The sequence below is a fragment of the Streptomyces sp. NPDC048353 genome, assembly GCF_055587165.1.
Genome location: NZ_JBVJGU010000004.1, coordinates 591,193 through 615,970, shown reverse-complemented (window position 1 = coordinate 615,970; position 24,778 = coordinate 591,193). Strand labels below are relative to the sequence as shown.

The window sequence follows — 24,778 nt, the reverse complement described above, 5'->3', positions numbered from 1 at the left end:
CCGGCGGCGCGTCCCCCTCAGGACGGGCGCCGTCGGTCCGCTCGGCCGGGCCGGGCGACGAGTTCACTCGCCGGTCGAGGACTCCTGCTCGACGTCGACGGTCTCGCTGATGTGGATGGATCCGACATGGACCTCGAAGGTATGGCTGTACTCCGTCTCCCGTTCCTCGGCGGCGGCGGGGACGGCCGACGCGAGGGAGAGCGCGGCGAGGGCGAGAACGGCGGTGACGGCAAGGCGACGCATGGGTTCCTCCTCGGTGTTGCGGACTGGTGGGGGACGCATTCCACGCCCCGCGCCGGTCACACGGCGCTTCACCCGAACCGGTACCGTCCTCGGCCTGTCGGCGGGGACCGCATGCGATCCGGGCGCCCGCCGGTGTAAGGCGGGCGCCCGGAGGGCAGGACGGCGGTCGGCCGGTCAGTCGCCGCTGGTGTAGCGGATGCGGACCCACACGGGCAGCACGAACCAGCAGAGCAGGTACCAGAGGAGGACGCCGGAGACGAGCCACGGCACGTAGGGGTCGTGGGTGGCCACCCGCAGGATGAGGAAGAGCGCCGACGTCAGGGTGGCGAGGAGCAGCAGGAGGCCGGTGAAGGTGAGCCGCGAGGCCCAGGCGACGGCCTGGTGCTTGATCCGCCGACCGGAGACGATCCGGTGGAAGGGGACCGGGCCTATCAGGGCGCCGGTGGCGAGGGAGCCGAGGACGACGGTGACGATGTAGATCGTCTTGTCCGTCTGCTCCAGCCCCTGGAAGAGCGGGGTGAAGGCCACCGTGAGGAGGAAGCCGAGGAGGATCTGGACGCCGGTCTGGGCGACGCGGATCTCCTGGATGAGCTCCTGCCAGCGGCGGTCGGCGCGCTCCACCTCGGTCTCGGCCCGCCCGTCCGACCCTGCGTCGGGCCGGTCGTCGGAGCGCGTCGCGGGGCGGCCGTCGTCGGCCCGGGCGTCGGGCCGCCCTGCCGGGGAGTGCTCGGCGGACCGCGTTCCGGGCCGGCTCTCCGGCCGCTCGTCGGTCCGTCCGGTGGACCCGCCGGTCCGCTGTCGCAGCGGCCCGCCGGATCTCTCGACGGCAGGATCGCCATGCCGCTCGGGCGTCGGCGTCGCGACGTTCTTTCCTTCGTCCATTGGAAGCCTCCTCGGGGAGATGCGGTCGGTCAGGGGCACGTGCGCCGGGGGGGCGGGTGCATGGGGGATGACGAGTGTCAGGTGCGGCGCGGTGTCCACCAGTGGCGCTTGCGCCGCGGGTGGACGGCCCTGCCCAGGCGGCGGCCCACCAGGGCGTAACCGAGGAGGGCGCCCGCCGTGTTGAGCAGCACATCGTCGATGTCGAAGGCGCGGCCGGTGATGAGGGCGCCCTGGACCAGCTCGACCAGGAGCATCGTCGCCACCGTCAGCAGCGCGATCCGTACGAACCCGCGGGTGCGGGGGGACACGACCGGCAGCAGCAGGCCGAACGGCACGCCCAGCAGGATGTTTCCGCCGAGCTGCTTGAGGGTGTCCCGGAAGGCGGGCTGCGAGAGGTAGGCGCGGATCGAGTCGCCCGGCCGGAGGTTCGAGTGGGTGAGCGCCTCGGAGGCCGGCGACGGCTGGAGGGTCAACCGGGCGAGGACGACGGCGAAGGCCACCATCGCCGCGAGGGCCAGCACGGTGAGGACGAAGCGGAAGAAGGGGCCGGGCCCGGTTTTCGGGGTCGGGGCCGGGGAAGTCTCCTCCGCCGGCTTCGTGGTCGGCTTCAGGGCCGCCTGCCGCGGTGCCTCGGCCGTGGCGCGGCGCCATCCGATGCGTGTCCTCATGGAACCCCCCAAGTGCGTCGTGCTTCAGGAAGGTTGCGCGTACCCCGGATGCGCGTTCGGACACGCGTCGGCGCACGGCCCCCGGCGAGGTTCCGTGCGCCGACGGCGGGGCGGTGTGCCGAGGGCTACGAGGCGTCCCGTACCGATCCGGTGAACTCGGGTCCGGGGCGCGGCTCCCCGGCCTCCGCGTACGCGATCAGCCGTCCCCGCATCGACTCCTTCGGCTCACGGAGCCGGTCGGTGACGGTGGGGACGGTGATCTCGATGCCGGTCCTCCCGGCCGGTATCGTGACCGGCAGCGACGGCTGTTCCGTGATCCGGGACAGGGGCCGCGCGGGGTTCGGTACCTCTCCGAACCGCTCTTCCAGCCAGCCGCGGTCGACATCGGCCGTGGACAGTTCCGCGCCGGAGGCGACGGGCAGCAGGGAGAGTTCGGCGTAGATCTCCGCGTCGGCGACGGCGGAGAGGCTCACCTTCCAGGTCAGCGGCTTCCCTTCGGTGACGTCGGCGGCGACCGGGGTCAGCGTGACCGCGGGCATGGGGTCGTCGTCGCGGGCGGTCACGCCGCCGTGGTGGGCGCCGACCGCCGCGCCCCGTACCGCCTTCACGAACACCTCCTGGGAGCCGCCGTGGCCGTAGCGGTCGTTGCCGCGGACGGTGAAGGGGACGTCGATGGCGCGGCTGCCCGGGCGGACGGTCACGATCCGGTGCGCTACTTCCTCCGTGCCCGGCCGGGGGACGAAGACGCGGACCTGACCGCTGCCGCTCCCGGTGACGTGCACGGGGACGCGGTACGTCCGGACGCCCGCGTCGCCTTCGGCGACCGTGAGACGGCCGATGTCGACGCGCGGCATCGCGGCCGGGCGGACGGCCGGTGTGCCCGGGCGCCATCCCCAGGCGTCCATGAGCCAGGCGCTGCCGGTGCGGGTGCGCGGGGTCAGTTCCAGGGCCTTGACCCGCTTGAGGTCGAATCCGGAGCGGGCGGCGGCGGCCAGCGGGACGCGGATCTCGCGCGCCCAGTGGGAGGCGGTCCGCTCGCTGCCCGGGAGGCCGTCGGCCTTGGCTTGGCCGAGGTGGGCGCGGCGGCCCGAGGTGTCGACGAGCGCGATGTCGAGCAGCGTGCCGGAGGAGCCCGGCGGCACGATCAGCCGGAGGGCGAGGTCCTGGCTGCCGGCGAGGGAGACGGGGTGTACGCCGCGGACGACGGTCGGGGAGCCCGCGCTCGTCCACCGCATCGCGATCGCGTCCCGGCCCGGCTCGGGGGACGCCTCCCAGGAGGCGAAGTGCGGTGACGTGCCGCCCGCGTCGAGCGGCAGGCAGGCGCGTGCCGGGTCGGGGTCGACGTGGGCGCAGGTCCGGCCGCCGGAGACGGTGACCGACGGGCCGGGCAGGAAGGCCGGGACGCGGTGCGCGCCGACGGCGTGGGTGAGCACCTGGGCGGGGCCGGCGGAAGGGGCCCGGCGACCGGTGCCGTCGAGCAGCGGGCGGACGCGGTCGTCGCCGGCGACGAACAGGCGGGCGGACGCGGCGATGTAGGTGGCGCCCGCGGCCTGCTGCTGGGTGGCGGTGAGCCGGGTCTTCGTCCCGGGCGTGCAGACCGGGTCCGGGGTCTCGTCGGACCAGAAGTCGTCGTCCGCCGGTGCCTTGGCCTGGCCCGGGGTCCACTCGCTGTTGAAGAAGTTGTGGTTGGCGCCGATCATGTACACCGCGCTGTGCAGGGCGGTGCCGCGGCTGACACCGCGGGTGCCGTCGACATAGATCTCGCCCTGGAGGTCGGACACGTCGCCGTCGCAGCCGGGCAGGAGCGTGGTCGAGGGCACGTCGGGGACCGGGTTCTGTCCGAAGACGGTGGGGCCGATGAGGACGTTGCCGCGGATGGTCCAGCGCACGGGTCCGCGGTGGCCGTCCTGGTCCGCGGGCGGCCGGGAGAGGCTGTCGAGCGCGGCCCGGTTGACGCCTTCCCCGCCGCGCGAGTGGCCGACGAGCAGGACCCGGGAGAGGTCGGCGGGCACAGCCGCGCGGACGGCGGCCGGGGCACCGGAGCGGTGGGCGGCCCAGTCCGCCCAGCGGGCCAGGTGGAGCCGGACCAGCGACGAACGGGCCTGCGCGCCGCCGTCCTCGGTGAGGTGGTCCTGGCCGTTGATGCCGTTGGCGGCGATGGACACGGTTACGTATCCCTGCGAGGCGAGGAGGCGTTGGGCCCGCAGATAGCCCTGGTGACTCGGGATCGGTCGGGCTCCGGCGGCGCAGGGCCAGTCGCCGGTGACCTCTCCCGCGGTGTCGTAGCAGGTGGCGTGACGGCCGTGGAGGAAGAGTGCCAGCGGGCGCCGCCCGGGCGCGTCGGCCGGTCCGACCACGGTGGCGCGCATCTCGACGGGGGCGGGCAGGCCGGGAAGGCGTACGGCGTCGAGCGCGTATTCGCCGGTGACCGGGCGGAAGCGGCCCGGTACTCCGGGGTCGACGGGGTTGGCGGGCGGCTCCTCCCGGCGCGCCGATCCCGGGCCGGTGGCCTCCGAGCGGACGGCCCCAGGACCGGTCGCCTCCGGACGCACGGACCCAGGACCGGTCGCCTCCGGACGGGCCGCCTCGGGGCGGGCGGACGGCGGCGGTGTGGGCGGGCTGTGCGGGGCGCGGTCGGCGCCGGCGGCGTCCAGGCGGCGGCCGCCGGCCGTCACGCGCAGCTCCGTGGCCGCGCCCAGCGGGGTGTCGCCGAGAGCGAGCCGGTACGTCCGCCGGTCCCGCGAGGCATCCGGCCGGCCGAGCAGGCGCTCGCCGGCGTGGAACTCGATCCGCGCGTCGCCCATGGGCACGGGCTCGGGCGCGGTCCAGACGAGCTGCCGGGTGGCGCCGGTGCCGCTGAACCGCCAGCCCGCCGGCAGGGTTTCGCCGTCGGGGAGGGCCTGGAGGCTCCGGGGCGCCGTCGGCCGGGGGCCCGGGGAGGGCTGGGCATGCGCCGGCCCCGGCGCCGCGGCGGTCAACGCCAGTAACGCCAGGGCCGTGGTCACCACGCGTGTGACACGTACACGTATCAAAGCGGTCGTCCTCATCGTCGGTCACGTCGAGGCACCGCGGTCCCCCCGGGGCGCCTCCCTCGCCCCCGGAGGACGGCAACCTACGGGCGGGGGTTGCCTGGTGTGACGCACGTCGGCGCATGTCGGCGCATGTTGGCGCGTGGTGCGGCGCGTTGACGCGTGTGGGCGCGGAAACGACGGAACGCGGGCGGGCGGCGGGGGGCTCCCCCTGCCGCCCGCCGCGGAAGTCGTCAGGCGTACGGGTCGAAGGGGATGCCGGACGGCTTCGCCTCGGCCAGGTGGGAGGCGAAGCTGCCGTCCTTCAGGCCGAAGTGCGCGCTGCCGAAGTCGGCCTGGACGAGCTTGTCGCGGAGGCCGGGGGGATAGCCGTTCCAGCCGATGAGGGTGGGGAACTGCCAGGCGCGGTCGTGGTTCTCGGGCGGCTCGTCGTTGGTGTTGGCGGCGCGGAAGCAGTGGGTGCCGATGCCGTCCTTGTGGTAGACGATCTTGGGGTGGGTGCCGTCCCAGCGGATCCGGTCGCGCCCGTGGATCACGAAGGAGCCGTGGGCGGAGGTGGCGACGTAGCGGGCATCGTTGTCCTGCACCCACACCACGACGTGTTCCCAGTCGTGGCGGTGGCCGCCGAGCCCGATGCCGGGGACCGCCTGGTCCTTCTCGAAGTAGAGGCCGTAGAGGATCGCGCACCAGCCGTTGTTGCACAGGGAACGGGCGTAACCGTTGGTGTTGCGCAGGTCTCCCGCGTCACGGCACTGGCCGTTGAGGGCCCCGGACGGCTTGAGGCCGCCGTTGAGGGTTCCGTCGGGCCCGATGGCGGGAGTGGGGTAACAGCCGTCGGTGTCGTAGTCGTAGGCGGGTTGGAAGGTCCGCTCCAGGCCGTCCGCGTTGCCGGGCAGACCCGGCGGGGGCGCGGCGAACGCGGTGCCCGGCACGGCCACGACCAGGGCGACGGCCGCGCCCAGGGTGAACGACACCTTGCGGAGCCGCGAACGGGTTCTCGGGCGGGGCGATTTCGGGCGGAGCGCTGCCAGGCGGCTCTTCGAGCGGGGCGACTTCTGCCCGGGCGATATCGGTCGGGGCGGCTGCAACGGGGCCTCCGGTGGGGAGCGGCGTGATGCGTCGCGGCTGACATGCCCAGATCAGCCTTGTCGAACCGCGTCGCCCCGTGCCGTTCCGGGGGCCTCCGCACAACGGCCGGCCGGTGGCCGCCCCCTCGGGGCTGCCACCGGCCGGTTCGGGCACGAGACGTCACATGGGGTCCGTCATGCCCATCTCCGACTCGCGCCTGCTCTGCTCCTCGAGCCGGCGGGCCCGGTCCTTGAGTCGCTGACGCTCGTCCGGGTCCGAGGCACGTTCGGCGGCCTGCTCCATCTCCTGCGCCTTCTGGCGCAGCTGCTGCACACGACCGCCGGACTCTCCTGCAACGCTCATGATCACTCCTTGATCTGGGGGTGAGCGGACGCCCTCAGAGAAGCAGCGGCGCGGCACGCCCGCATCCCAGAGCGTCACCCACCGTCATCGCGGCAGTACAGCGCGGCGGACTCGGGTGAGCCGGCAGGGAGTCGGGCGCGGCGGCGCGGGCGGTGAGCGCCAGGATCTCCCGTACGGGCGACAAGGCGATGCCGGCGAAGCGGGACGCCTTCGGGGGGGGCAGAGGCGCGGGCGCGGAGGCAGGGGCGGAAGGAGGATGCGTCTTGCGGGGAGGGGAAGGCGGGTGCCTGACCAGGGGTCCATCGAGCCCTACTCCCCTGCCCGGCAGGCGACTTGTCCGGTGGCCCGGTGCGCCCGACTGCCCGGCCGACGGAGGCGGGGCGACGATCCGCGCGGCGGGAGGCGGTGGCCCGCCGGATCGCGCCGGCGCCGTTACGACACGTACCACCGCCTCCGCCGAACGGAGCAGCGGGCGGCGTCGCGGCGGGAGCCCCGGGTGGGCGGTCGGGCTGCGCGGACGGCGGACGCGTGGTCCGATCTGCTCATGGAGCGAGCAGAAGGCAACGAGCGGACCCCGTCGACCACGGCCGCCCAACGACGTGCCGCCCGGCTGGCCGTCGCCCAACGGGCCACCGGGCCCGACGATCTGGCGCGGCTCCTCGACATGCTCGACCTGCGCCAGGAGGGCGACCCCCGCTACTTCGGCACCGACGCCGACCGACCGCTCTCGGCGACCGATCCGGCGTCGACCGACGGCCGCCCACTCTGAGGCACGTGCGCCGGAGAGGAAGCCGCGGCGCCGGACCGGAGCGATGGCCGGGAGCGTCGGCGGGTACGCGGCGGGTCAGCGGGCGCGCGGCGGCTCGGCGGGCGCCGACGAGTACGCGGCTCGCCTGCCGGCGCCGGCCGGCACGTCACGTGTCAGCGCCCTGCCGGTGCGTCACGCGTCGGCGCCCGCCGGCCGGGGCGCGGCGTGTCGGGCGCCCGCCTGCCGGTGCGTGGCCGTGTCGGGGCCCCTCTGCCGTCGACGTACCGGCCGCACCCACCGCCGGTGCGTGGCGTGTCGGCGCCATCTGCCGGTAGGCGGCCGGCCACATCCACCGCCGATACGCCGCCCGCCGGGCGATCGCGCTCAGAGGGCGTAGCGCAGCACCGCTCCCAGCCCTCCGGCCGGTCCCGGCATGTCCTCCGGGACGAGCAGGACCTCGCCGCCCGCCGCCGCGGCGGACCGGAGCAGGGCGTCGTCCGCCCGCGCCCGTTCGGGCTTGGCGACTCCCATCGCCAGCGCCTCGCCGCGCTGCACGGCGACGTCGTCCACGCCCGGCCCGATCCACACTTCGCGCCGGGCGTCGGAGGCGTCCGGCGCGAGGAGCAGGGTCGCGACCTGGTGGTTGCGTACCGCGTCCACGACGGCGGGCATGCCTTCGGCGGCTTCGCCGGGCCCGGTGTCGACGGTGGAGGCGCGGTGCTCCCCCGGCCTGCCCCGGCCCTGACGGAACCGTTCGAGGGCGCCTTCGAGCCGCTCGCGCGCGAACTGCCGCCGTACGCGCGCGATCTCCTCGTCCACCGGGCCGCGCGCGGCGCCCTGCGCCCTGCTGCCCGCGACCTCGACGGCGACGGCCCGCAGGGGTTCGGGCAGCCGCTGGTGAACGGCCCTGCGTTCGCGGGGATCGCCGGTCAGCACGACGAGATCCGCCTCGCCCCCTGTCCACCGGCGGGCGAGTTCGGCCGCGATGACGTCGGCGGTCTCGTCCCAGGCGTTCTCCACTTTGTTGCGGTAGTGCCACTCGTGCCGGTCGGCGGGGACTCCGCGATGGCCGCGGCCCTGGTCCTCCTTGCCGTGGGCCTCGCCCAGGGCCTCCCGGTGGAGGGCGTCACACCGTTCCAGATCGGCGCCGGTACGGTCGATGTACGCCACGAGGCAGCTCGGCTCGTCGCCGCGCAGCCGGGCCAGCGGAGAGACGTGCGGGAGGAGCGACCAGGTGGCCTCGACGGTGGGCGGGCTGATCGCGAGCGGGAGGTCGAGCACCACCTCGGCGCCCGAGGCGAAGAGCGCACGGCCGGGCGGCGCCCCGGAGGCCGGTTCGCGGGACAGTCGCTCCATGACCGCCCGGGTGGTGTAGCCGTCGGCGCCCGCGTCGATGAGCTGGGAGGCGACCGAGCGCTCGCGCAGCTCCTGGATCTTCAGCGCGTCCTCGGTCGCGCGGGAGGTGTCGATGTAGACCGAGGCCCAGGGGCCCAGCCGGGTGAAGAGTGGGCGGAGGAAGCCGAGTTCCATGATGTTCCCCATGCCTTCCGTGACGGATGCGCAGGGCGTGAGCAGGTCGGGACCGCTTGCGTCCGTACCCGTGCGGTGCCCGTGCGCCCTTCCCGCAAACCGGATGCTCCGCTTCCACAAGCCGTGGCCGGGCGGGTACGCGCCATAATGGGCTCCAGGAGTCCGGCGGTCCTTCGGGACGGCGGGAAGGGGAGGAAACCGGCCGCGACGCTGGAGGTGCCTCCGTGACGCATACGAGCGATCCGGCGGATGCCGCCGATCCTCACGGCGGGGCCGCTCCGGACGGCGGCGCCCCCCGCCCCGGCAGGGGTACGGAAACCGGACCGGCCGCCCGACCCGGCGCGGCGCCGGACGCCCTCCCAGCCGCCGGCGCGGGGCCCGGATCCGACGCCCTCCCGCCCACCGGCACCGGGCCCGGATCAGCCCCGCCGCCCTCCGGCACCGGGCCCGGGTCCACCGCCCTGCAACCCCCCGGCACCGTTCCCTCCGCCGACAACGATCCGTCCGTCGGCGCCCCTCCGCCGGTGGCACCGGCCGCCGCCGCCAACCCGGCGGCCGCCGCCCTGGACGAGGCGCTCGCGGAGACGACCCGCAGGACCGGGGCCTCCATCGGCGCCGTCTACCTCCTCGCCCCGGACGAGCAGGTGCTGTGCCTGGAGACGCTGTGCGGTGCCCCGGTGGACTTCGCCGCTCCCTGGGCGCGGGTCCCCATGACCGCCCCCGCCCCGGTGGCCGAAGCGGTCCGGGACGGTCACATGGTGTGGGTCGGCAGCCAGCAGGAGATGGCCCGCTCCTACCCCCGTACCGCCATGGCGCTGCCGTACCCGCTCTCGCTCGCCGCCGCTCCGATCACCGGCAGCCGGTCCTGGGGGTCCCTCCTGCTGATGTGGCCGCCGACCCGGCCCGCGCGGATGAGCGACCGGGAGCGCGGGCACATCGCCTCCCACTGCCGGCGCCTGGCCCGGCTCCTCGACGAGGCGGTCGAGTCGGGCAGGCCGCTCGACGGGAGCGCCGGGCCCCGAGCCATCCCCGTGGAGGCCGGGGGCAGGCCGGCGAGCCCGGTGCGGGCGGCCGCCGACTTCGCCGAGCGGCTGCCGGGCGGCTCCTGCGCCCTGGACCTGGAAGGGCGCATCACCTACGTCACCTCCGGCGGCTGCGAGCTGCTGGGGCGCGATGCCGCGCACCTGCTGGGCACGCTGCCGTGGCAGTCCCTGCCCTGGCTGGACGACCCGACCTACGAGGACCGCTATCGCGCGGCGGTCATCAGCCGCGAGCCCGTCTCCTTCACCGCCTGCCGCCCGCCCGACCGCTGGCTGGACTTCCATCTGTACCCGGACTCCAGCGGCATCAGCGTCCGCATCGTCCCCACCGGGGCCCAGCCCCCGCCGTCACCGGCCCCGCCGCTCTCCGAGCACACCGCCACCCCGGCCCGCGCGGGGCAGCTCTACCAGCTGATGCACCTGGCCGCCGCCCTCACCGAGGTCGTCGGCGTCCAGGACGTCGTGGACGTGATCGCCGACCAGATCATGCCCGCGTTCGGCGCGAGCGGTCTGGTCCTGTCCGCCGAGGACGCCGGGCGGCTGCGGATCACCGGACACCGCGGCTATCCGGCGGAGGTCATCGAGCGTCTGGACGGCCTGCCGCTGGACACCGCCTTCACCCCGGTGGGGCGGACGCTCGCCACCGGGATCCCTTCGTTCTTCGCCGACCCGGAGGAGATGCGGCGGATCTATCCCGAGGCACCCCAGGTGAGCGGGAAGCAGGCTTGGGCGTTCCTGCCGCTGATCATCTCCGGCCGGCCGGTCGGCTGCTGCGTCCTCACGTACGACCGGCCCCACACGTTCTCCGCCGAGGAGCGCTCCGTGATGTCCTCGCTCGCGGGGCTCGTCGGCCAGGCCCTGGACCGCGCCCGGCTCTACGACGTCAAGCACCATCTCGCCCACGGCCTCCAGGAGGCGCTGCTGCCGCACACCCTTCCCCTGGTGCCGGGCCTGGACGTCGCCGCGCGTTACCTGCCGGCCACCCGGGGCATGGAGATCGGTGGCGACTTCTATGACCTGATCCGGCTGGGCGGCAGCGCCGCCGCGGCCGTCATCGGCGACGTGCAGGGGCACAACGTCGCCGCCGCGGCGCTGATGGGGCAGGTCCGGGCCGGGGTCCACGCCCACGCCACCCTGGGCACGCCGCCGGACATCGTCCTGTCCGCGACGAACCGGCTGCTGACCGACCTCGATCCGGGGCTCTTCACCAGCTGCCTCTACGCCCACCTGGACTTCGCGCAGGGCCGGCTCTGCGTCGCCAGCGCGGGACACCCCCCGCCGCTGCTGCGCCGCGCGGACGGGCGTACGACCCCGATGGCGATCACCCCCGGGCCGCTCCTGGGCATCGACCCCGACGCGGTCTATCCCGTCTCCGACACCCCCCTCACGCCGGGACTGACCCTGGCGTTCTACACCGACGGTCTCGTCGAGACGCCGGGGACCGACATCGACGTCTCCCTCGCGCGGCTCGCCGACAGCCTCTCCCGGGCCTCCGGCACGGATCCGGACGTCGTCATCGACGCGCTGCTCCGGGAGGTCCGCCCCACCCGGGACCGTACGGACGACATCGCCCTGATGCTGTTGCGGATCCGCGACGACGCCTGACGGACCGCCCGCCCGCGTACCGCGGACCGCCCGCCGCCGCCCGGTGCGCCCCTTACCCCGTACCGCACCACGCCGTACCGCACCACGCCGGAGTGCGCGCCACCCCGCTCACGCGTCGGGCGACTCGTCGAGGGTGAACAGGGCGCCCTCCGGGTCCCGCAGGGTGACCTTCCGCCCGCCGCCCCACTCGGCCTCGGCGCCCGTCACGATGCTCCCGCCGTACTCGACGGCAACGGCCGTCGCCTCGTCGAGGTCCCGGACCTTGAAGTGGACCAGCCAGCGGGGCCGTCGCTGCGGCGTGGGCGCGCCCTCTTCGACGGGTCCGCTGTTCAGACGCGCGACGGGTTCTCCGGCGCGTCGCAGGACGACCTGGTCCTCCTCGTAGAAGACGTCGCAGCCGGGCCCGTCCGAGTCGCCCCACTCCAGGACCTCGCCGTAGAAGACGGCGGCGTCGAACGCGTTCCGGGTGTGCAGCTCCAGCCAGGACGGTGCCGACCCCTCGCCGATCTTCCAGTCGGAGTGGACGCCTCCTTCCCAGATGCCGAAGACCGCGCCCTCCCGGTCGGCCACCAGGGCGGCACGGCCGCGGGGCGGATAGGAGACCGGGCCCACCCCGATCGTTCCGCCGCGTTCCCGGACCCTGGCGACCGCCGTGTCGGCGTCCTCGACGGCGAAGTACGCCGTCCACGCCACCGGGACGGCGAGCTGTCCGGCCACCGCTCCCATGCCGGCGACGGGTACGCCGTCGCGCTCGGCGACGGAGAACGCCCGCCCGAAGCTGCCCTCACGGAAGGTCCAGCCGAGGACGGCGCCGTAGAAGCGCTCCGCCGCGTCCAGATCCCGCGCCACCAGGCTCAGCCAGCACGGCGCGCCCAGCACGTCCGCGGCCATCAGCACCATGGCCTGTCTCCTTCCGTCGCCCCGTGCGTACGGGCACACCCAGGGCGCCCCACAGGTCTCGCGTGCTTCGCCCGTTCCCCCACGGCGGGCTTCTCATGCCCCGCCACAGGGCCGGAAAAGGCGTTCGACCAGCGAGGACACCGGCCGGGCCCCTGCCCCGGCGGCGACGACCGCGACCGGGGCGCCGAACGTGCCGCCGCGCGGGGCTCGTCGGCTTCCGCCGTGAAGAGTTCCGGCGAATTTCCTACCGGGGGGTAGGCCCGCCCCCGCGCCTTGTTATACGTTCCGTCTAACAGCTTGCTAGATGCGACATCTAACAAGCGAGGTGGCATGCGTGCGCCCGATCGTCCGCGCCACCCGAGCCACGCGTCATGAGCCCACGAGCCACGAGCCACGAGCCACGTGTCATTCGAGTCAAAGGAGCCGCAGCATGGCAAGCAGCACCGTCCGGCCGGAGGACCAGGACCTGCTCCGCGAGCAGGACGTCGCCCGCCGGCTGCTCGATTCGGCCGCGAAGCTGTCGTACGACCCGGCCGTGGAGGTGGACTGGGACACCCCGCTGGACAAGGACTTCCACGGTGCAAGCCCCGAGTGGAGCACCCTCTACGGCACGGCGTACTGGAACGAGCTGACCGACGCCCAGCGCAAGGAGCTGACGCGGCAGGAGGCCGCCTCGGTGGCCAGCACCGGCATCTGGTTCGAGATGATCCTGCAGCACATGGTGCTGCGCGACATGTACACCAAGGACCCGACCGACCCGCGGTTCCAGTGGGCCCTCACCGAGATCGCCGACGAGTGCCGGCACTCCATCATGTTCGCCCGCGGCGCCGCGAAGCTCGGCGCCCCCGCCTACCGCCCGCCCCGGATGGTCGTCGAACTCGGCCGGGCCTTCAAGACGCTCGCCTTCGGCGAAGCCGCGTACGCCGCGATCCTGGTCGCCGAGGAGGTCCTCGACGTCATGCAGCGCGACTGGATGCGCGACGAGCGCGTGGTGCCGTTCGTCCGCACCATCAACAACATCCACGTGGTGGAGGAGTCCCGGCACATGAAGTTCGCGCGCGACGAGACGCGCAAGCGCCTGCGGCGCGCCGGCCCGGTGCGCCGTCACATCCACGCCTTCGTCATCGCGGTCGCCTCCTACTTCATCGTCACCAGCATGGTGAACCGGGGCGTCTACGCGAACGCCGGCCTCGACGGCCGGCGCGCCCTCGCCGAGGCCAAGGCGAACGAGCACCACAAGTCCCTGATGCGGTCCAGCTGTTCGGGGCTCATGGAGTTCCTGGCCTCCGCCGGCCTGCTGACCAGGCCCGCCCTGGCGTTCTACAAGCGCGCCCACCTGATCTGACCCCCGGCCCCGACCGGCCCGCACCGTCCTCCTCCACGGTGCGCCCCCTCGACGACGACCCGAGCCGACGGATGACGAGATGACCTACGCCATCACCCAGACCTGCTGCAGCGACGCGACCTGTGTCGCGGTGTGCCCCGTCAACTGCATCCATCCGACCCCGCAGGAGCGGGAGTTCGGCAGTACGGAGATGCTCCACGTCGACCCGAGGGCGTGCATCGACTGCGGAGCCTGCGCCGACGCCTGCCCGGTCGACGCGATCTTCCCGGTGGACAGCCTGTCGGGACCGCAGAAGGAGTACGCGGCCATCAACGCCGCGTACTTCGCGGACAAGGAGCCGGCGCCCGTCGAGGAGGGGCCCGTCTTCCACTCCTGGGGCAGCCCGTCGTTCGAGCGCAGTCTGCCCTCCGACTTCGCGCCGATCCGGGTCGCGGTCGTCGGCACGGGGCCGGCCGGCATGTACGCCGCCGAGGACCTCCTCCTGCACACCAACGCCGAGGTCACGCTCGTCGACCGGCTGCCGGTGGCCGGCGGGCTCGTCCGGTACGGCGTGGCGCCCGACCACCCCGACACCAAGCAGGTGGGGAACACCTTCGCGCGCTTCCACGCCCATCCCCGGGTACGGATGCACCTCGGCGTGGAGGTCGGCAAGGACGTCACCGCGCAGGAGCTGGCCGCCCACCACGACGCGGTGATCTACGCCGTCGGCGCGGCCGCCGACCGCAGGCTCGGCATTCCGGGCGAGGAGCTGCCGGGCAGCGTCTCGGCGACCACGTTCGTCTCCTGGTACAACGCCCACCCGGAGGTGGCGCCGGACGCGATCGGCCTCACCGGCGAGCGGGTCGTCGTGGTCGGCAACGGCAACGTCGCCCTCGACGTCGCCCGGCTCCTCGTCATGGATCCGGCGGAGCTGGCCGGCACCGACATCGCCGACCACGCGCTCGCGGCCCTGCGCACCTCCCGGGTGCGCGAGGTGGTGCTGCTGGGGCGGCGCGGGCCGGAGCACGCGGCGTACACCGCCTCCGAAGTGCTCGCGCTCGGGCATCTGCCGGGGGTGGACCTCGTCGTGGACGACCACGATCCCCGCACCGGCGCGGCGATCGACGGCGCGCGGGACGGCGACAAGGCGGCCCTGCTGCGCGGTGCGGCCCGCGAGGCGATGGACTGGTCCCGGGCGCCCGCCCCGGGGCGGCGCATCGTCCTCCGCTTCCACTCCGCACCCCTGGAAGCGGTCGGCGAAAGCGCCGTCGAAAGCGTGCGGGTGACAGGCGGCCAGGAGGAGCGGACACTTCCGGCGGGCATGCTGCTGCGGGCGGTCGGCTATCGCGGGGTTCCGGTGGCGGGTCTGCCCTTCGACGAGGCGACCGGAACCGTGCCGCACGAGCGCGGCAGGGTGGCCGGGCTTCCCGGGACGTACGTCGTCGGCTGGATCAAGCGCGGCCCCTCGGGCGGCATCGGGGCCAACCGCGGCTGCGCCGCAGAGACGGTCGGTACGCTCCTGGCCGACGCGGTGGCCGGCGCCCTCCCCTCGGCCACGCGCACCGCGAGATCGTTCCAGCGCCTCGCCCGGAGCCGTACCCGCCAGGTGGTCGACGCGCGGGGCCTGGCGGCGATCGACCGCGCCGAACGCGCCCGCGGCCGCGCGGACGGCCGGCCTCGGGTCAAGCTCGGCACCCTGCCCGAACTGGTCGCGGCGGCCAAGGGCGGCCTCCGCCGGCTGCCGGGCTGATCCCCCGGCGACGGGGCCCGGTGCCTGGGCCGGGGTCCAGGGGCCGGCTCCGGGTCTACGGTCCGGCTCCGGCTCCGGCGCCCGCTCCAGGGGTCCGTGCCCGGGTCCGGCTCTACGATCCGGGCTTGCGGGCCTCGATGAGGAAGCGAGCCGTATGGGCCACGAAGGGGCCCTCGGATTCGATCCGGTCGTGCAGCTCGCGGAGCCGGTCGCGGTACGCCTCGACGGTGAAACCCGGGACCATCCAGATCACCTTGCGCAGGAAGTAGACGACGGCGCCGATGTCGTGGAACTCGGTGCGCAGCCGTTCCGAACGCACCTCGACGACCTCCAAACCCGCGGCCTCCGCCTCGGCGACGGCGTCGTCGGGGTGCCGGGCACGCCGCCCCTCCTCCGGCTGCGGACCCAGGAAGTACTCGACGAGCTCGAAGACGCTCGCCGGGCCGACGTGCTGGGAGAAGTAGACGCCGCCGGGGGCGAGGACGCGGGCGATCTCCCCCCACCACGCCCTGACGGGGTGGCGGGAGACCACCAGGTCGAAGGCGCCGTCGGCGAAGGGCAGCGGCGGCTCGTCGGGATCGGCCACGACCACGGCGCCGAGGGGATGCAGCAGGGCGGTGGCCTTGGCGACGTTGGGAGGCCAGGACTCCGTCGCCACCATCGTCCTCGGCAGGACGGGAACGCCGGCGAGGACCTCCCCGCCGCCGGTCTGGATGTCGAGCGCGGCCGCGGCGCGGGCCAGGCGCTCCCCCATCAGCCGCTGATAGCCCCAGGACGGCCGCTGCTCGGTGGCCCTCCCGTCGAGCCAGGAGAAGTCCCATCCGTCCACGGAGACCGCGTCGGCCTCCGCCACCAGTTCCTCGAACGTCCTGCGCTTCATTCGGGCCATTGTGCCGGTTACGGACGGCCACGGGCTCGGGACCGGGCCGCCACGGCCCACCGTCCGGGCCGGCATCCGGGCCCGTCCGGGCCGGCATCCGGGCCCGTCCGGGCCGGTATCCGGCCGTCACGAGCCGCCGTGCGGGCGGGCGTGATCCTCCGCACACACCGGCGGAGCCCGCGGCGGGCTCGTGTTAGCGTCCGGCCGTGATCTTCCAGGCCGTGACCGCACCCGCCCCGCAGACGGGAGCGAGCGGCGGCTGCCCGTACGACCCCGGCGCCGCGGCGCCGGCCCTCGACGGACACGGCCTTCTCGACCTCTTCGGGGACGGCTTCGTGCGCGACCCCCATCCGCGGATGGACCAGCTCCGCAGCGAGTCGCCCGTGCACTTCGACCCCCTGACGGGGCTGTGGCTGGTCAGCCGCCACGCCGACATCCGTACGGTGCTGCTCGACCAGGAGGCCTTCCTCCCCGACAACGCGCAGCACGCCGTCACGCCGCTCGGGGTCCCGGCGCTGCGGGTCCTCGCCCGGGCCGGGTTCCGGGTACGGCCGGCCCTCGCCAACAACAGCACCGACAGCCACTCCGGGCTGCGCCGGGTGGTCACCCGGTTCTTCAACGCCCACCGGGTCGCGGCCGCGGTGCCGGTGATCGAGCGGATCGCCGACGACCTCCTCGCCGGAGCACGGGAGCGCCTCGACGCCACGGGCGGCTGCGACCTCTTCACCTCCTTCGCCCAGGTGCTTCCCTGCCGGGTGATGATGGAGCTGCTGGGCGTCGACACGCTCGACGCGGCGACCCTCACCCGCTGGAGCGACGCCTCCCTCGAGCTGTTCTGGGGACGTCCGACCCCCGAGCGGCAGCTCGAACTGGCCGAGCTGGTGGGCGAGTTCCACCAATGGCTCACCGCGACGGTGAGCGGCGGCGCGGTCGCGGAGGACAGCCTGATGGGCGCCCTGACGCGGCACCGGCTGCCGGACGGACGGTTGCTGGACGTCCAGACCGCCGTGGGCGCGTGCTTCTTCGTCTTCGTGGCCGGGCAGTCGACCACCGGGCAGCTGATCTCCACGGTGCTGCGGCGCGCGCTGGCGGAACCGGGGCTCTGGCCCCGGCCGGCCCACGACGAGCCACTGACCCGGGCCTGGGTGGAGGAGGTACTGCGCCACGAACCGCCGGTCACCTCCTGGCGCCGGGTGACGTCGGGCCCGGTGGAGCTGGGTGGAGTACGTCTCCCCGCCGGCGCGCCCCTGCTGCTGATGCTCATGGGGAGCGGGTCCGACCCCGAGGTCTTCGACGAGCCGGCGCTGATGCGCACGGACCGGCCGGAGGTCCGCCACCATCTGGCGTTCGGCGCGGGCCGGCACCGCTGTCCCGGCGCCTCCCTGGCGCGTACGGAAGCGGCCGTGGCCCTGCGCGCCGCCTGCCGCCTTCTGCCGGACGTCCGGCTCGCCCCGACCCCGGCGGATCCGCCGATGCTCGGGCTGCTGTCCTTCCGGGCCCCGCTGCGCATCGACGTGGTGGCCGGACCGGCCCACGCCGGGCGGGGCGTCGACACCTGCGCCTGAGCGCGGGGCAGGGGGCGCACGAGCCACTCGCCGCCGCGCATCGGTCGCCGTTCCCGGAGTACGTGATCGCCCCTGCCTAGGCCAGGGCGGGCCGACGGGAGACGGCGCACGGGCCCGCCCCGAGGTGGGACAGGCCCGTGCGCCGCGTGACCGGGCGACCGGGCGACCGGCGGTCCCTGCCACCCGGTCTTCGGCCGAGGCGGCCGCCGGGCCCGGCTAGCGGTCGGTCGTCAGACCGGCCGGGACCGGTGCGTAACCGGCGGGGCGGGTGGTGAAGGTGCCCCTGCCCTGGGTGCGGCCGCGCAGCCGGGAGGCGTAGCCGAAGAGTTCGGCGAGCGGCACCAGGGCGGTGACCACCGCGGTACCGGCCCGGGCGGTGGAGCCCGAGACGCGGCCGCGGCGGGCCGCGAGGTCGCCGAGGACTCCGCCGACCGCGCTGTCGGGCACGGTGACGGTGACCTCGACCACCGGTTCGAGGAGCGTCATCGCGCTGGCCCGCAGGGCCTCGCGCAGCGCGAACCGGGCCGCCGTGCGGAACGCCATCTCCGAGGAGTCCTTGGGATGGGTGGCCCCGTCGGTCAGCGTGACCCGCACCCCGGTCACCGGATGACCGCCGAGCGGCCCCTCCTCCAGAGCGTCCCGGCAGCCGGCCTCGACCGCGCGGACGTACTCCTGCGGCACCCGGCCGCCGGTGACGGTCGAGCGGAACGCGAACTCCTCGACACCGGACGTACGACCGCCACCACCGGCACCGGAAGCACCACTCGCGCCGCCCGCGCCACCGGCAGGCACAGCACCCGGAGCGCCCTCGTCCGCCGTCTCCAGCGTCCCCACGTCGAGGACGACATGGGCGAACTGTCCGGCGCCTCCCTCCTGCTTGACGTGCCGGTACACATGTCCCGACACCCCGCGGACCACCGTCTCCCGGTAGGCCACCCGCGGTCGCCCGACGGCGACGTCGACGCCCTGGTCACGGCGGATCTTCTCCACCGCGACCTCCAGGTGCAGCTCACCCATCCCCGAGAGCACGGTCTGCCCGGTCTCCGGGTCGGTCCGGACGGTCAGGGAGGGGTCCTCCTCGGCCAGCCGGGCCAGCGCGGACGCCAGCCGCTCGGTGTCCAGGCTGCTGCGGGCCTCGACCGCGACGGAGACCACCGGCGTCGCCGGCACGGGCGGTTCGAGGAGCAGCGGGGCACCGGGCGCGCACAGGGTCGCGCCCGGGCGGGCCGCCTTGAGCCCGATGACCGCGACGATGTCGCCGGCCCCGGCCCGGTCCACGTCCGTGTTCCGGTCCGCCTGGACGCGCAGGATCCGTCCCACGCGTTCGGTGCGGCGTGCGGCCACGTCGAGCACGACGTCCCCCTTCCGGATGGTTCCCGCGTAGACGCGCAGGTAGGTGAGGCGCCCGGTGGCGGCGGAGTGCACCTTGAACACCAGGGCGGCGAAGGGCGCCGCCGGGTCGGCGGGCCGCTCGGCCTCCGCGCCGTCGGCCGTCCCGCGGACCGGCGGGACGTCCAGCGGCGACGGCAGATAGGCGACGACGGCGTCGAGAAGCGGCTCCATCCCGCGGTTGCGGTAGGCCGAACCGCACAGGACGACGACGGCCTCGCCACCGCGGGTCAGGTCGCGCAGCGCCGTGGCCAGCGTCCGCGCGTCCAGGGCGGACTCCGCGCAGAACTCCTCCAGCGCGGCCGGATGGAGTTCGGCGACCGCCTCCTCCAGGGCGCGGCGACGGTCGTGGGCCTCCTCCCTCAGCTCTTCGGGCACGGGACCCTCGGTGTACGTGTCGTCGCCCGCGGCCCAGACGAGGGCGCGCATCCGCAGGAGGTCCACGACGCCGGTGAAACCGTCCTCCGCGCCGATCGGGAGCTGGACGACCAGCGGTACGGTGCCCAGCCGGTCCCGGATGGAGGCGACCGCCGTGTCCAGGTCGGCGCCCGCGCGGTCCATCTTGTTGACGAAGGCGATGCGCGGGACGCGGTGGCGGTCGGCCTGCCGCCAGACCGACTCGCTCTGCGGCTCGACGCCCGCGACGGCGTCGAAGACGGCGACGGCGCCGTCGAGCACGCGCAGCGAGCGTTCCACCTCGTCGGCGAAGTCGACGTGCCCGGGGGTGTCGATGAGGTTGATCCGGTGGTGGTCCCAGTCGCAGCTGACCGCCGCGGCGAAGATGGTGATGCCGCGGTCGCGCTCCTGCGGGTCGAAGTCGGTGACGGTCGTGCCGTCGTGGACCTCGCCCCGCTTGTGGGTGGCGCCGGTGAGGTAGAGCATCCGCTCGGTGACGGTGGTCTTGCCGGCGTCGACATGGGCGAGGATGCCCAGGTTCCGGACGTGGTGCAGAGCGGTGGTGGGGGTGACGGTGGTCGTTTCGCGTCGAACGTCGGTACGCACGGCCCAAGGCCTTTCGCTGTCATGCGGAACAGGGCGGCGCGATTCCCGGACGAAGGGGGCCTGAAGCGGGCCGACGGCGCCCCGGCAGGGGGCGCGGGTGTGCGTCGGGTCGCTCTTCCGCGTGACGCCGCGTCGGGTCGATGCCGACGGGGCCGCTGACGGGGTCAGGAGTTCGTCACGGGCTTCCGGTGGCGGCCGCGCGGCCGGCACCGGGTGGACGAGGACACAAGGATCACGTCGTACCGTGACCGGGGGACGACGACATCGGTGCGGCAGCGCACGGTCGGTCTCCCCTCACTGGTCTCGGGCGCGGGCCGGGACGTCGGCGGCGCGTGCTGCGAGTGTAGGGAGCGTGCGGGAGCCGGCGACACCGGTTTTCTCCGGTGCCGGGGGCGGGGTGAGCGGCGGTCAGGCGCTGCGGGCGGTCGGCAGGGTGAGGGCCGCCCAGACCGTCTTCCCGCGCGGCGCGGCGGGCTCCCAGGACCAGCTGTCGCTCAGCGCCTCGATGAGGTGCATGCCCCGGCCGCCGGTCCCCAGGTCCTCCACGGGACGCGGTCGGGGCGGCACCGGGCTGGGGTCGGTGACGGCGGCGACCAGGTGGCGGGAGTGCAGCGAAAGCCCCAGCCACACGGGGTACTCGCTCTCCTGCGGGGCGCTCCCGGGACAGCCGAGCGCGTGCCGTACCGCGTTCGTGACGAGCTCGGTCACGACGAGCTCCAGATCCCCCGCCAGCGAGGGCAGGACCCAGCCCTCCAGCGTGAGCAGGACGAACCGTCTGGCGCGTGACACGTTCTGTGGGCGCCCGTCGAGCCCGCACGCGGCGAATCCCAGCGGAAGATCCGCTTCACCTCGTGCGGGGGCGGACACGGGATCGAGCGCTAAGGCCGACCTGTGAGTGATCACCTGTCATGTCTCCCTGCGAGCCCCGAAGTTCGATGCTGCGGCGGTCTATGAGGAACGAGTATTGTCGAGGGCACACCGAAAGTGCAATTGCATCTGGGATTGCAGTCGTGCGATCTCGTGGACGGATGTACGGATGCCGTACGGAACAGGAGGGCCCGTGGCCATGGAGTCGTTCAACGGGATGAGGGCGAGCGCGCTGGCTCCGGTCAGCTGGGTCAAGAGCCGCCACAGCAACGCCACGGGCAACTGTGTGGAGGTGGCCGCCCTCCCCGACGGCGGGGTCGCGCTGCGCAACTCGCGGGACCCCGAGGGCCCCGCGCTGGTCTATACGCGCGACGAGATCGCGGCGTTCATCGCCGGTGCGCGCGACGGGGACTTCGACTTCGCAATCGGCTGAAAACCGCCGCTGCGATCCGTCTCCCTGGCCACGAATCGCCCCTCCCCGCTAATCTCGTCCCCTCATGAAGATGCGGGAGCGCGTGATGGCCGGAGCCGAACCGAGTTCGCCCCTGTTCGTCCCTTCCATCGGGACGGTCGAGAACAACCCCACCGCACTCAAGCTGATCCTCGGCGGCAAGCTGCGCGAACTGCGTGCCGCGGCGGGGCTCGAACCGGCCGACGTGGACGCGCGGCTGGGCTTCTCCCGCTCCAAGACGAGCCGTATCGAGCTGGGGCGGCACGGGTGCAAACCGGCCGACGCGACGGCCCTGCTCACGCTGTACGGCGTGACGGACGGCGCGCGCACGGAGGAGTTCCTCCGGCTGGTGCGGCAGTCCCGGCAGGCCGAGTGGTGGCGGTCCTTCAGCGATGTGTTGTCGGACTTCTTCGCCCCCCTGGTCGCCCTCGAAGGGGCGGCGGCGCTCATCAGGTCGTACGAACCGTTCTACGTCCCGGGCCTGCTCCAGACCTCGGCCTACACCCGCGCCGTGGTGCGGTCGGGGCCCGGCCGGCTCCTGCCCCACGAGGTCCAGCGCCGGATCGAGCTGCGCCAGGAGCGGCAGCGGCAGCTCGACCGACCCGGCGGCCCCCGGCTCTGGGCGGTGATCGACGAATCGGTGCTGCTGCGGACCGTCGGCGGCCCCGAGGTCATGCGCGGGCAGCTGGAACACCTGGTCGACCTGATGGGCCGGTCCCGGGTGACGCTGCAGATCGCGCCGCTCGACGTGACGGCGGCGATCGGTGTCGGCACCGGCGTGACGTATCTGCGGTTCGCGCTGCGGGACCTGAAGGACGCCGTCTACATCGAGCACCTGACGGACAGTACGTTCAGCCAGAAGCCGGCCGACGTGGAGCAGTACCGCGACATGCTCGACCGGCTGGGCGCGTGCGCGCTGACGCCCACGGAGTCGCTGGAGAAGGTCCAGGAGCGCCTCAAGCTCCTGTGAGGGGCGAGGCCCGCCCCTCGGGGCGGGAGGGCAGTGGCGGGCGGCCGGGGCCGCCCGCCGACGCGTCTCACAGCCGGGCGACGCCGCCCCATTCGAGCCATTCGTCGGTGCTCTGCACCGGTGCCAGATCGCTGTCCGGCCGCCAGGTCGACACCTCGACCAGTCCCGGCGGGAGGATGTCGAGCCCGTCGAGGAACCCGGCGACCTCGCTCTCCTCACGGACCCGGCCCCAGTGCCCGCCGGTGGCCTCCGCCATGAAGTCCGTGACGAACTTCCGGATGTCCGGCCGGTCGCTGACCAGCTGGCACACCACCAGGAAGCTGCCCGGCGCGAGCCGGTCCGCGACCCGGCGGATCAGACCGGCCGGGTCGTCCTCGTCCGGGATGCAGTGGAGCACCGAGACGAAGAGAGCCGCGACGGGCTGGTCGAAGTCGATCAGACGCCGCGTCTCCTCGTGACCGAAGATCCCGTCGGTGTCCCGCATATCGGCCTGGATGACGGCCGTCCGGTCGTTCTCCTCCAGCAGGGCGCGCCCGTGGGCGAGGACGATCGGGTCGTTGTCGACGTACACCACCCGTGCGGACGGGTCGACGGCCTGGGCGACCTGGTGGACGTTGTCCTGGGTCGGCAGCCCGGACCCGTGGTCGACGAACTGCCGGATCCCGTACTCGGTCGACAGCAGCCGCACGACCCGGCGGAGGAAGCGCCGGTTGTTCACGGCGAGGACCTTGGTGCTGGGGACCTGCTCCAACAACTGCTCGCAGGCGTCGCGGTCCGACTGGTAGTTGTCGTCGCCTCCCAGGAAATAGTCGTACATACGCGCCACACTCGGCACGTTGGTGTCGATGGCGTCCGGGCGCCACGACTTGCCTCGCATCCAGTCCTCACCCGTGTCTTCACTCGCAGGGAAACCGAGGTCGACCATGCTAGGGACCGGCCGTACGACCGGTACAGAAGTCCGTCAGGACCGGCATCCCGAAGCGCGGGTTCCGGCCAGGGTCGAAACCGAGCCGTACCGGCGCAAACGCGTGCGCCCGGCCGTCACTCCATCGGCGGGCAGCACGGGTTTCCGTTTCCCCGATGCGGTTACTGGAGATCCAAGGACTCCCCATCCCGAAGGACGGACACCGTGACCCGACCGAGGATCCTCGTCGTGGGCGCCGGCTTCGCCGGAGTCGCCTGTGTACGGCGGCTTGAACGGCGACTGGCCGGCCGGGAGGCCGAGATCTCGCTGCTGACCCCCTTCTCGTACCAGCTCTACCTCCCCCTGCTGCCGCAGGTGGCGGCGGGCGTCCTGACGCCGCAGTCCGTCGCCGTGTCGCTGCGCCGCAGCGAGCGGCACCGGACCCGGATCATCCCCGGTGGCGCGATCGGTATCGACACCAAGGCCAAGGTCTGCGTGGTCCGCACGATCACCGGTGAGACCGTGAACGAGCCGTACGACCATCTCGTCCTGGCGCCCGGCAGCATCACCCGGACCTTCGACATCCCCGGTCTCCGCGAGCACGCCCGGGGGATGAAGACCCTCGCCGAGGCGGTCTTCATCCGTGACCACGTGATCGCCCAGCTCGACCTGGCCGACGCGGGCCAGGACGAGGCGGAGCGGGCGGCTCGCCTGCAGTTCGTGGTGGTCGGCGGCGGGTACGCCGGGACGGAGACGGTCGCCTGCCTGCAGCGCCTCACCCACACGGCCGTCAAGCGCTATCCGCGGCTCGACCCGAAGCTGATCAAGTGGCATCTGGTCGACATCGCGCCGAAGCTCATGCCCGAGCTGGGCGACAAGCTCGGCAACGCCGCCCTGGACATCCTGCGGCGGCGCGGGATCGAGGTCTCCCTCGGGGTGTCGGTCGCCTCCGTCGACGAGAACGACGTCACGCTCACCGACGGCCGCGTGCTGCCCTGCCGCACGCTGATCTGGACGGCCGGCGTCGCCGCGAGCCCGCTCATCGGCACGCTGGACGCGGAGACCCACAAGGGCCGCCTCGTGGTCGGCGCGGACATGACGGTGCCCGGGTTCGACGGGATCCACGCCCTCGGCGACGCCGCCGCCGTGCCGGACCTGGCCAAGGGCGACGACGCCGTCTGCCCGCCCACCGCGCAGCACGCGCTGCGGCAGGGCCGGAAGGTCGCCGACAACCTCGTCGCCGCCCTGCGCGGCCAACAGACCTACCCGTACGTCCACAAGGATCTGGGGCTGGTGGTGGACCTGGGCGGCCGGGACGGGGTCTCCAAGCCGCTCGGCATCGAACTGCACGGCATGCCGGCCCAGGCGGTGGCCCGGGCGTACCACTGGTCGGCGCTGCGCACCAACGTCGCCAAGACCCGGGTCATGACGAACTGGCTGCTCAACGCCATCGCCGGCGACGACTTCGTGCGCACCGGTTTCCTGGCGTCCAAGGCCGGGACGCTGCGGGACTTCGAGTACACCGACGCCTATCTCACCCCGGACCAGGTCCGGGCCCACACCGCCTCCCTGCGCGCGGGCGGCTGATCCGCCGCCCGAC

At 73.9% G+C, this 24,778-nt stretch carries 20 protein-coding genes; 8 read left to right on the top strand and 12 right to left on the bottom strand.

Annotated elements, in window-relative coordinates:
* Nucleotides 1-63 precede the first annotated feature (63 nt).
* The 6 genes from ACZ6RC_RS17920 to ACZ6RC_RS17895 all read right to left on the bottom strand — a co-directional run bounded on the left by ACZ6RC_RS17920 (nt 64) and on the right by ACZ6RC_RS17895 (nt 6,253).
* Entirely contained in the window at nt 64-243 is a 180-nt protein-coding gene (locus ACZ6RC_RS17920) for a hypothetical protein (RefSeq protein WP_391137056.1), read from the bottom strand.
* A gap of 174 nt (nt 244-417) precedes the next feature.
* The gene (locus ACZ6RC_RS17915; RefSeq protein ID WP_453617115.1) at nt 418-864 is read right to left on the bottom strand and encodes a DUF6328 family protein; all 447 of its coding nucleotides are present in this window, start codon (nt 862-864) and stop codon (nt 418-420) included.
* Nucleotides 865-1,202: 338 nt separating this feature from the next.
* A complete protein-coding gene (locus tag ACZ6RC_RS17910) occupies nt 1,203-1,793 on the bottom strand; it encodes a VanZ family protein (RefSeq protein ID WP_469584003.1) in 591 nt (196 codons plus the stop codon).
* A 125-nt stretch (nt 1,794-1,918) separates the two neighbouring features.
* Nucleotides 1,919-4,597 (bottom strand): hypothetical protein, encoded by a 2,679-nt coding sequence (locus ACZ6RC_RS17905; RefSeq protein WP_469584375.1) that lies wholly within the window; start codon nt 4,595-4,597, stop codon nt 1,919-1,921.
* A gap of 458 nt (nt 4,598-5,055) precedes the next feature.
* The gene (locus ACZ6RC_RS17900) at nt 5,056-5,796 is read right to left on the bottom strand and encodes an NPP1 family protein (RefSeq protein ID WP_391137061.1); all 741 of its coding nucleotides are present in this window, start codon (nt 5,794-5,796) and stop codon (nt 5,056-5,058) included.
* Between the two features lie 274 nt (nt 5,797-6,070).
* Nucleotides 6,071-6,253 carry a DUF6381 family protein gene (locus tag ACZ6RC_RS17895; protein ID WP_391137064.1) on the bottom strand — a complete coding sequence of 61 codons (183 nt, stop codon included), beginning with the start codon at nt 6,251-6,253 and terminating at the stop codon, nt 6,071-6,073.
* Between the two features lie 544 nt (nt 6,254-6,797).
* On the opposite strand from ACZ6RC_RS17895, the gene ACZ6RC_RS17890 reads away from it, so the two are divergent.
* Nucleotides 6,798-7,022 (top strand): hypothetical protein, encoded by a 225-nt coding sequence (locus tag ACZ6RC_RS17890; RefSeq protein WP_453616773.1) that lies wholly within the window; start codon nt 6,798-6,800, stop codon nt 7,020-7,022.
* Nucleotides 7,023-7,385: 363 nt separating this feature from the next.
* On the opposite strand, the gene ACZ6RC_RS17885 is transcribed toward ACZ6RC_RS17890, so the two are convergent.
* Nucleotides 7,386-8,543, bottom strand: a complete 1,158-nt coding sequence (locus ACZ6RC_RS17885; protein WP_453616775.1) for a baeRF2 domain-containing protein — start codon at nt 8,541-8,543, stop codon at nt 7,386-7,388.
* 512 nt (nt 8,544-9,055) lie between these two features.
* On the opposite strand from ACZ6RC_RS17885, the gene ACZ6RC_RS17880 reads away from it, so the two are divergent.
* The gene (locus ACZ6RC_RS17880) at nt 9,056-11,176 is read left to right on the top strand and encodes a SpoIIE family protein phosphatase (protein WP_469583997.1); all 2,121 of its coding nucleotides are present in this window, start codon (nt 9,056-9,058) and stop codon (nt 11,174-11,176) included.
* Nucleotides 11,177-11,284: 108 nt separating this feature from the next.
* Here the strand turns inward: ACZ6RC_RS17880 and ACZ6RC_RS17875 are convergent, their stop codons facing one another.
* Nucleotides 11,285-12,076 carry a VOC family protein gene (locus ACZ6RC_RS17875; RefSeq protein WP_469583994.1) on the bottom strand — a complete coding sequence of 264 codons (792 nt, stop codon included), beginning with the start codon at nt 12,074-12,076 and terminating at the stop codon, nt 11,285-11,287.
* Between the two features lie 430 nt (nt 12,077-12,506).
* Here ACZ6RC_RS17875 and ACZ6RC_RS17870 point away from each other — a divergent pair, with 430 nt between their 5' ends.
* On the top strand, nt 12,507-13,421 hold the full coding sequence (locus tag ACZ6RC_RS17870) for an AurF N-oxygenase family protein (protein ID WP_391137079.1): 915 nt from the start codon (nt 12,507-12,509) through the stop codon (nt 13,419-13,421).
* Nucleotides 13,422-13,500: 79 nt separating this feature from the next.
* A complete protein-coding gene (locus ACZ6RC_RS17865; protein WP_469583988.1) occupies nt 13,501-15,150 on the top strand; it encodes an FAD-dependent oxidoreductase in 1,650 nt (549 codons plus the stop codon).
* 112 nt (nt 15,151-15,262) lie between these two features.
* On the opposite strand, the gene ACZ6RC_RS17860 is transcribed toward ACZ6RC_RS17865, so the two are convergent.
* Nucleotides 15,263-16,030, bottom strand: a complete 768-nt coding sequence (locus tag ACZ6RC_RS17860; protein WP_469583985.1) for a class I SAM-dependent methyltransferase — start codon at nt 16,028-16,030, stop codon at nt 15,263-15,265.
* A gap of 206 nt (nt 16,031-16,236) precedes the next feature.
* Between ACZ6RC_RS17860 and ACZ6RC_RS17855 the strand changes: the two genes are divergently transcribed.
* Nucleotides 16,237-17,595 carry a cytochrome P450 gene (locus ACZ6RC_RS17855; RefSeq protein WP_469583980.1) on the top strand — a complete coding sequence of 453 codons (1,359 nt, stop codon included), beginning with the start codon at nt 16,237-16,239 and terminating at the stop codon, nt 17,593-17,595.
* 216 nt (nt 17,596-17,811) lie between these two features.
* On the opposite strand, the gene ACZ6RC_RS17850 is transcribed toward ACZ6RC_RS17855, so the two are convergent.
* Together ACZ6RC_RS17850 and ACZ6RC_RS17845 are read right to left on the bottom strand one after the other, a co-directional pair.
* Nucleotides 17,812-19,986 carry an elongation factor G gene (locus ACZ6RC_RS17850; RefSeq protein ID WP_469583977.1) on the bottom strand — a complete coding sequence of 725 codons (2,175 nt, stop codon included), beginning with the start codon at nt 19,984-19,986 and terminating at the stop codon, nt 17,812-17,814.
* Nucleotides 19,987-20,394: 408 nt separating this feature from the next.
* Nucleotides 20,395-20,775, bottom strand: a complete 381-nt coding sequence (locus tag ACZ6RC_RS17845) for an ATP-binding protein (protein ID WP_453616796.1) — start codon at nt 20,773-20,775, stop codon at nt 20,395-20,397.
* Nucleotides 20,776-21,052: 277 nt separating this feature from the next.
* Between ACZ6RC_RS17845 and ACZ6RC_RS17840 the strand changes: the two genes are divergently transcribed.
* Nucleotides 21,053-21,286: a DUF397 domain-containing protein gene (locus ACZ6RC_RS17840; protein WP_391137110.1), complete on the top strand. Its 234-nt coding sequence runs from the start codon at nt 21,053-21,055 to the stop codon at nt 21,284-21,286.
* 85 nt (nt 21,287-21,371) lie between these two features.
* Nucleotides 21,372-22,274, top strand: a complete 903-nt coding sequence (locus ACZ6RC_RS17835; protein WP_391138523.1) for a helix-turn-helix domain-containing protein — start codon at nt 21,372-21,374, stop codon at nt 22,272-22,274.
* 67 nt (nt 22,275-22,341) lie between these two features.
* Here the strand turns inward: ACZ6RC_RS17835 and ACZ6RC_RS17830 are convergent, their stop codons facing one another.
* On the bottom strand, nt 22,342-23,151 hold the full coding sequence (locus tag ACZ6RC_RS17830; protein ID WP_391137113.1) for an SAM-dependent methyltransferase: 810 nt from the start codon (nt 23,149-23,151) through the stop codon (nt 22,342-22,344).
* Between the two features lie 252 nt (nt 23,152-23,403).
* Between ACZ6RC_RS17830 and ACZ6RC_RS17825 the strand changes: the two genes are divergently transcribed.
* A complete protein-coding gene (locus tag ACZ6RC_RS17825; protein ID WP_469583972.1) occupies nt 23,404-24,765 on the top strand; it encodes an NAD(P)/FAD-dependent oxidoreductase in 1,362 nt (453 codons plus the stop codon).
* Nucleotides 24,766-24,778 lie beyond the last annotated feature (13 nt).

Coding starts and splice junctions, on each gene's coding strand:
- ACZ6RC_RS17920 (WP_391137056.1), bottom strand. CDS start 243: ATGCGTCGCCTTGCCGTCACCGCCGTTCTCGCCCTCGCCGCGCTCTCC.
- ACZ6RC_RS17910 (WP_469584003.1), bottom strand. CDS start 1,793: ATGAGGACACGCATCGGATGGCGCCGCGCCACGGCCGAGGCACCGCGG.
- ACZ6RC_RS17905 (WP_469584375.1), bottom strand. CDS start 4,597: ATGGGCGACGCGCGGATCGAGTTCCACGCCGGCGAGCGCCTGCTCGGC.
- ACZ6RC_RS17895 (WP_391137064.1), bottom strand. CDS start 6,253: ATGAGCGTTGCAGGAGAGTCCGGCGGTCGTGTGCAGCAGCTGCGCCAG.
- ACZ6RC_RS17890 (WP_453616773.1), top strand. CDS start 6,798: ATGGAGCGAGCAGAAGGCAACGAGCGGACCCCGTCGACCACGGCCGCC.
- ACZ6RC_RS17885 (WP_453616775.1), bottom strand. CDS start 8,543: ATGGGGAACATCATGGAACTCGGCTTCCTCCGCCCACTCTTCACCCGG.
- ACZ6RC_RS17875 (WP_469583994.1), bottom strand. CDS start 12,076: ATGGTGCTGATGGCCGCGGACGTGCTGGGCGCGCCGTGCTGGCTGAGC.
- ACZ6RC_RS17870 (WP_391137079.1), top strand. CDS start 12,507: ATGGCAAGCAGCACCGTCCGGCCGGAGGACCAGGACCTGCTCCGCGAG.
- ACZ6RC_RS17865 (WP_469583988.1), top strand. CDS start 13,501: ATGACCTACGCCATCACCCAGACCTGCTGCAGCGACGCGACCTGTGTC.
- ACZ6RC_RS17860 (WP_469583985.1), bottom strand. CDS start 16,030: ATGAAGCGCAGGACGTTCGAGGAACTGGTGGCGGAGGCCGACGCGGTC.
- ACZ6RC_RS17840 (WP_391137110.1), top strand. CDS start 21,053: ATGGAGTCGTTCAACGGGATGAGGGCGAGCGCGCTGGCTCCGGTCAGC.
- ACZ6RC_RS17835 (WP_391138523.1), top strand. CDS start 21,372: ATGGCCGGAGCCGAACCGAGTTCGCCCCTGTTCGTCCCTTCCATCGGG.
- ACZ6RC_RS17830 (WP_391137113.1), bottom strand. CDS start 23,151: ATGCGAGGCAAGTCGTGGCGCCCGGACGCCATCGACACCAACGTGCCG.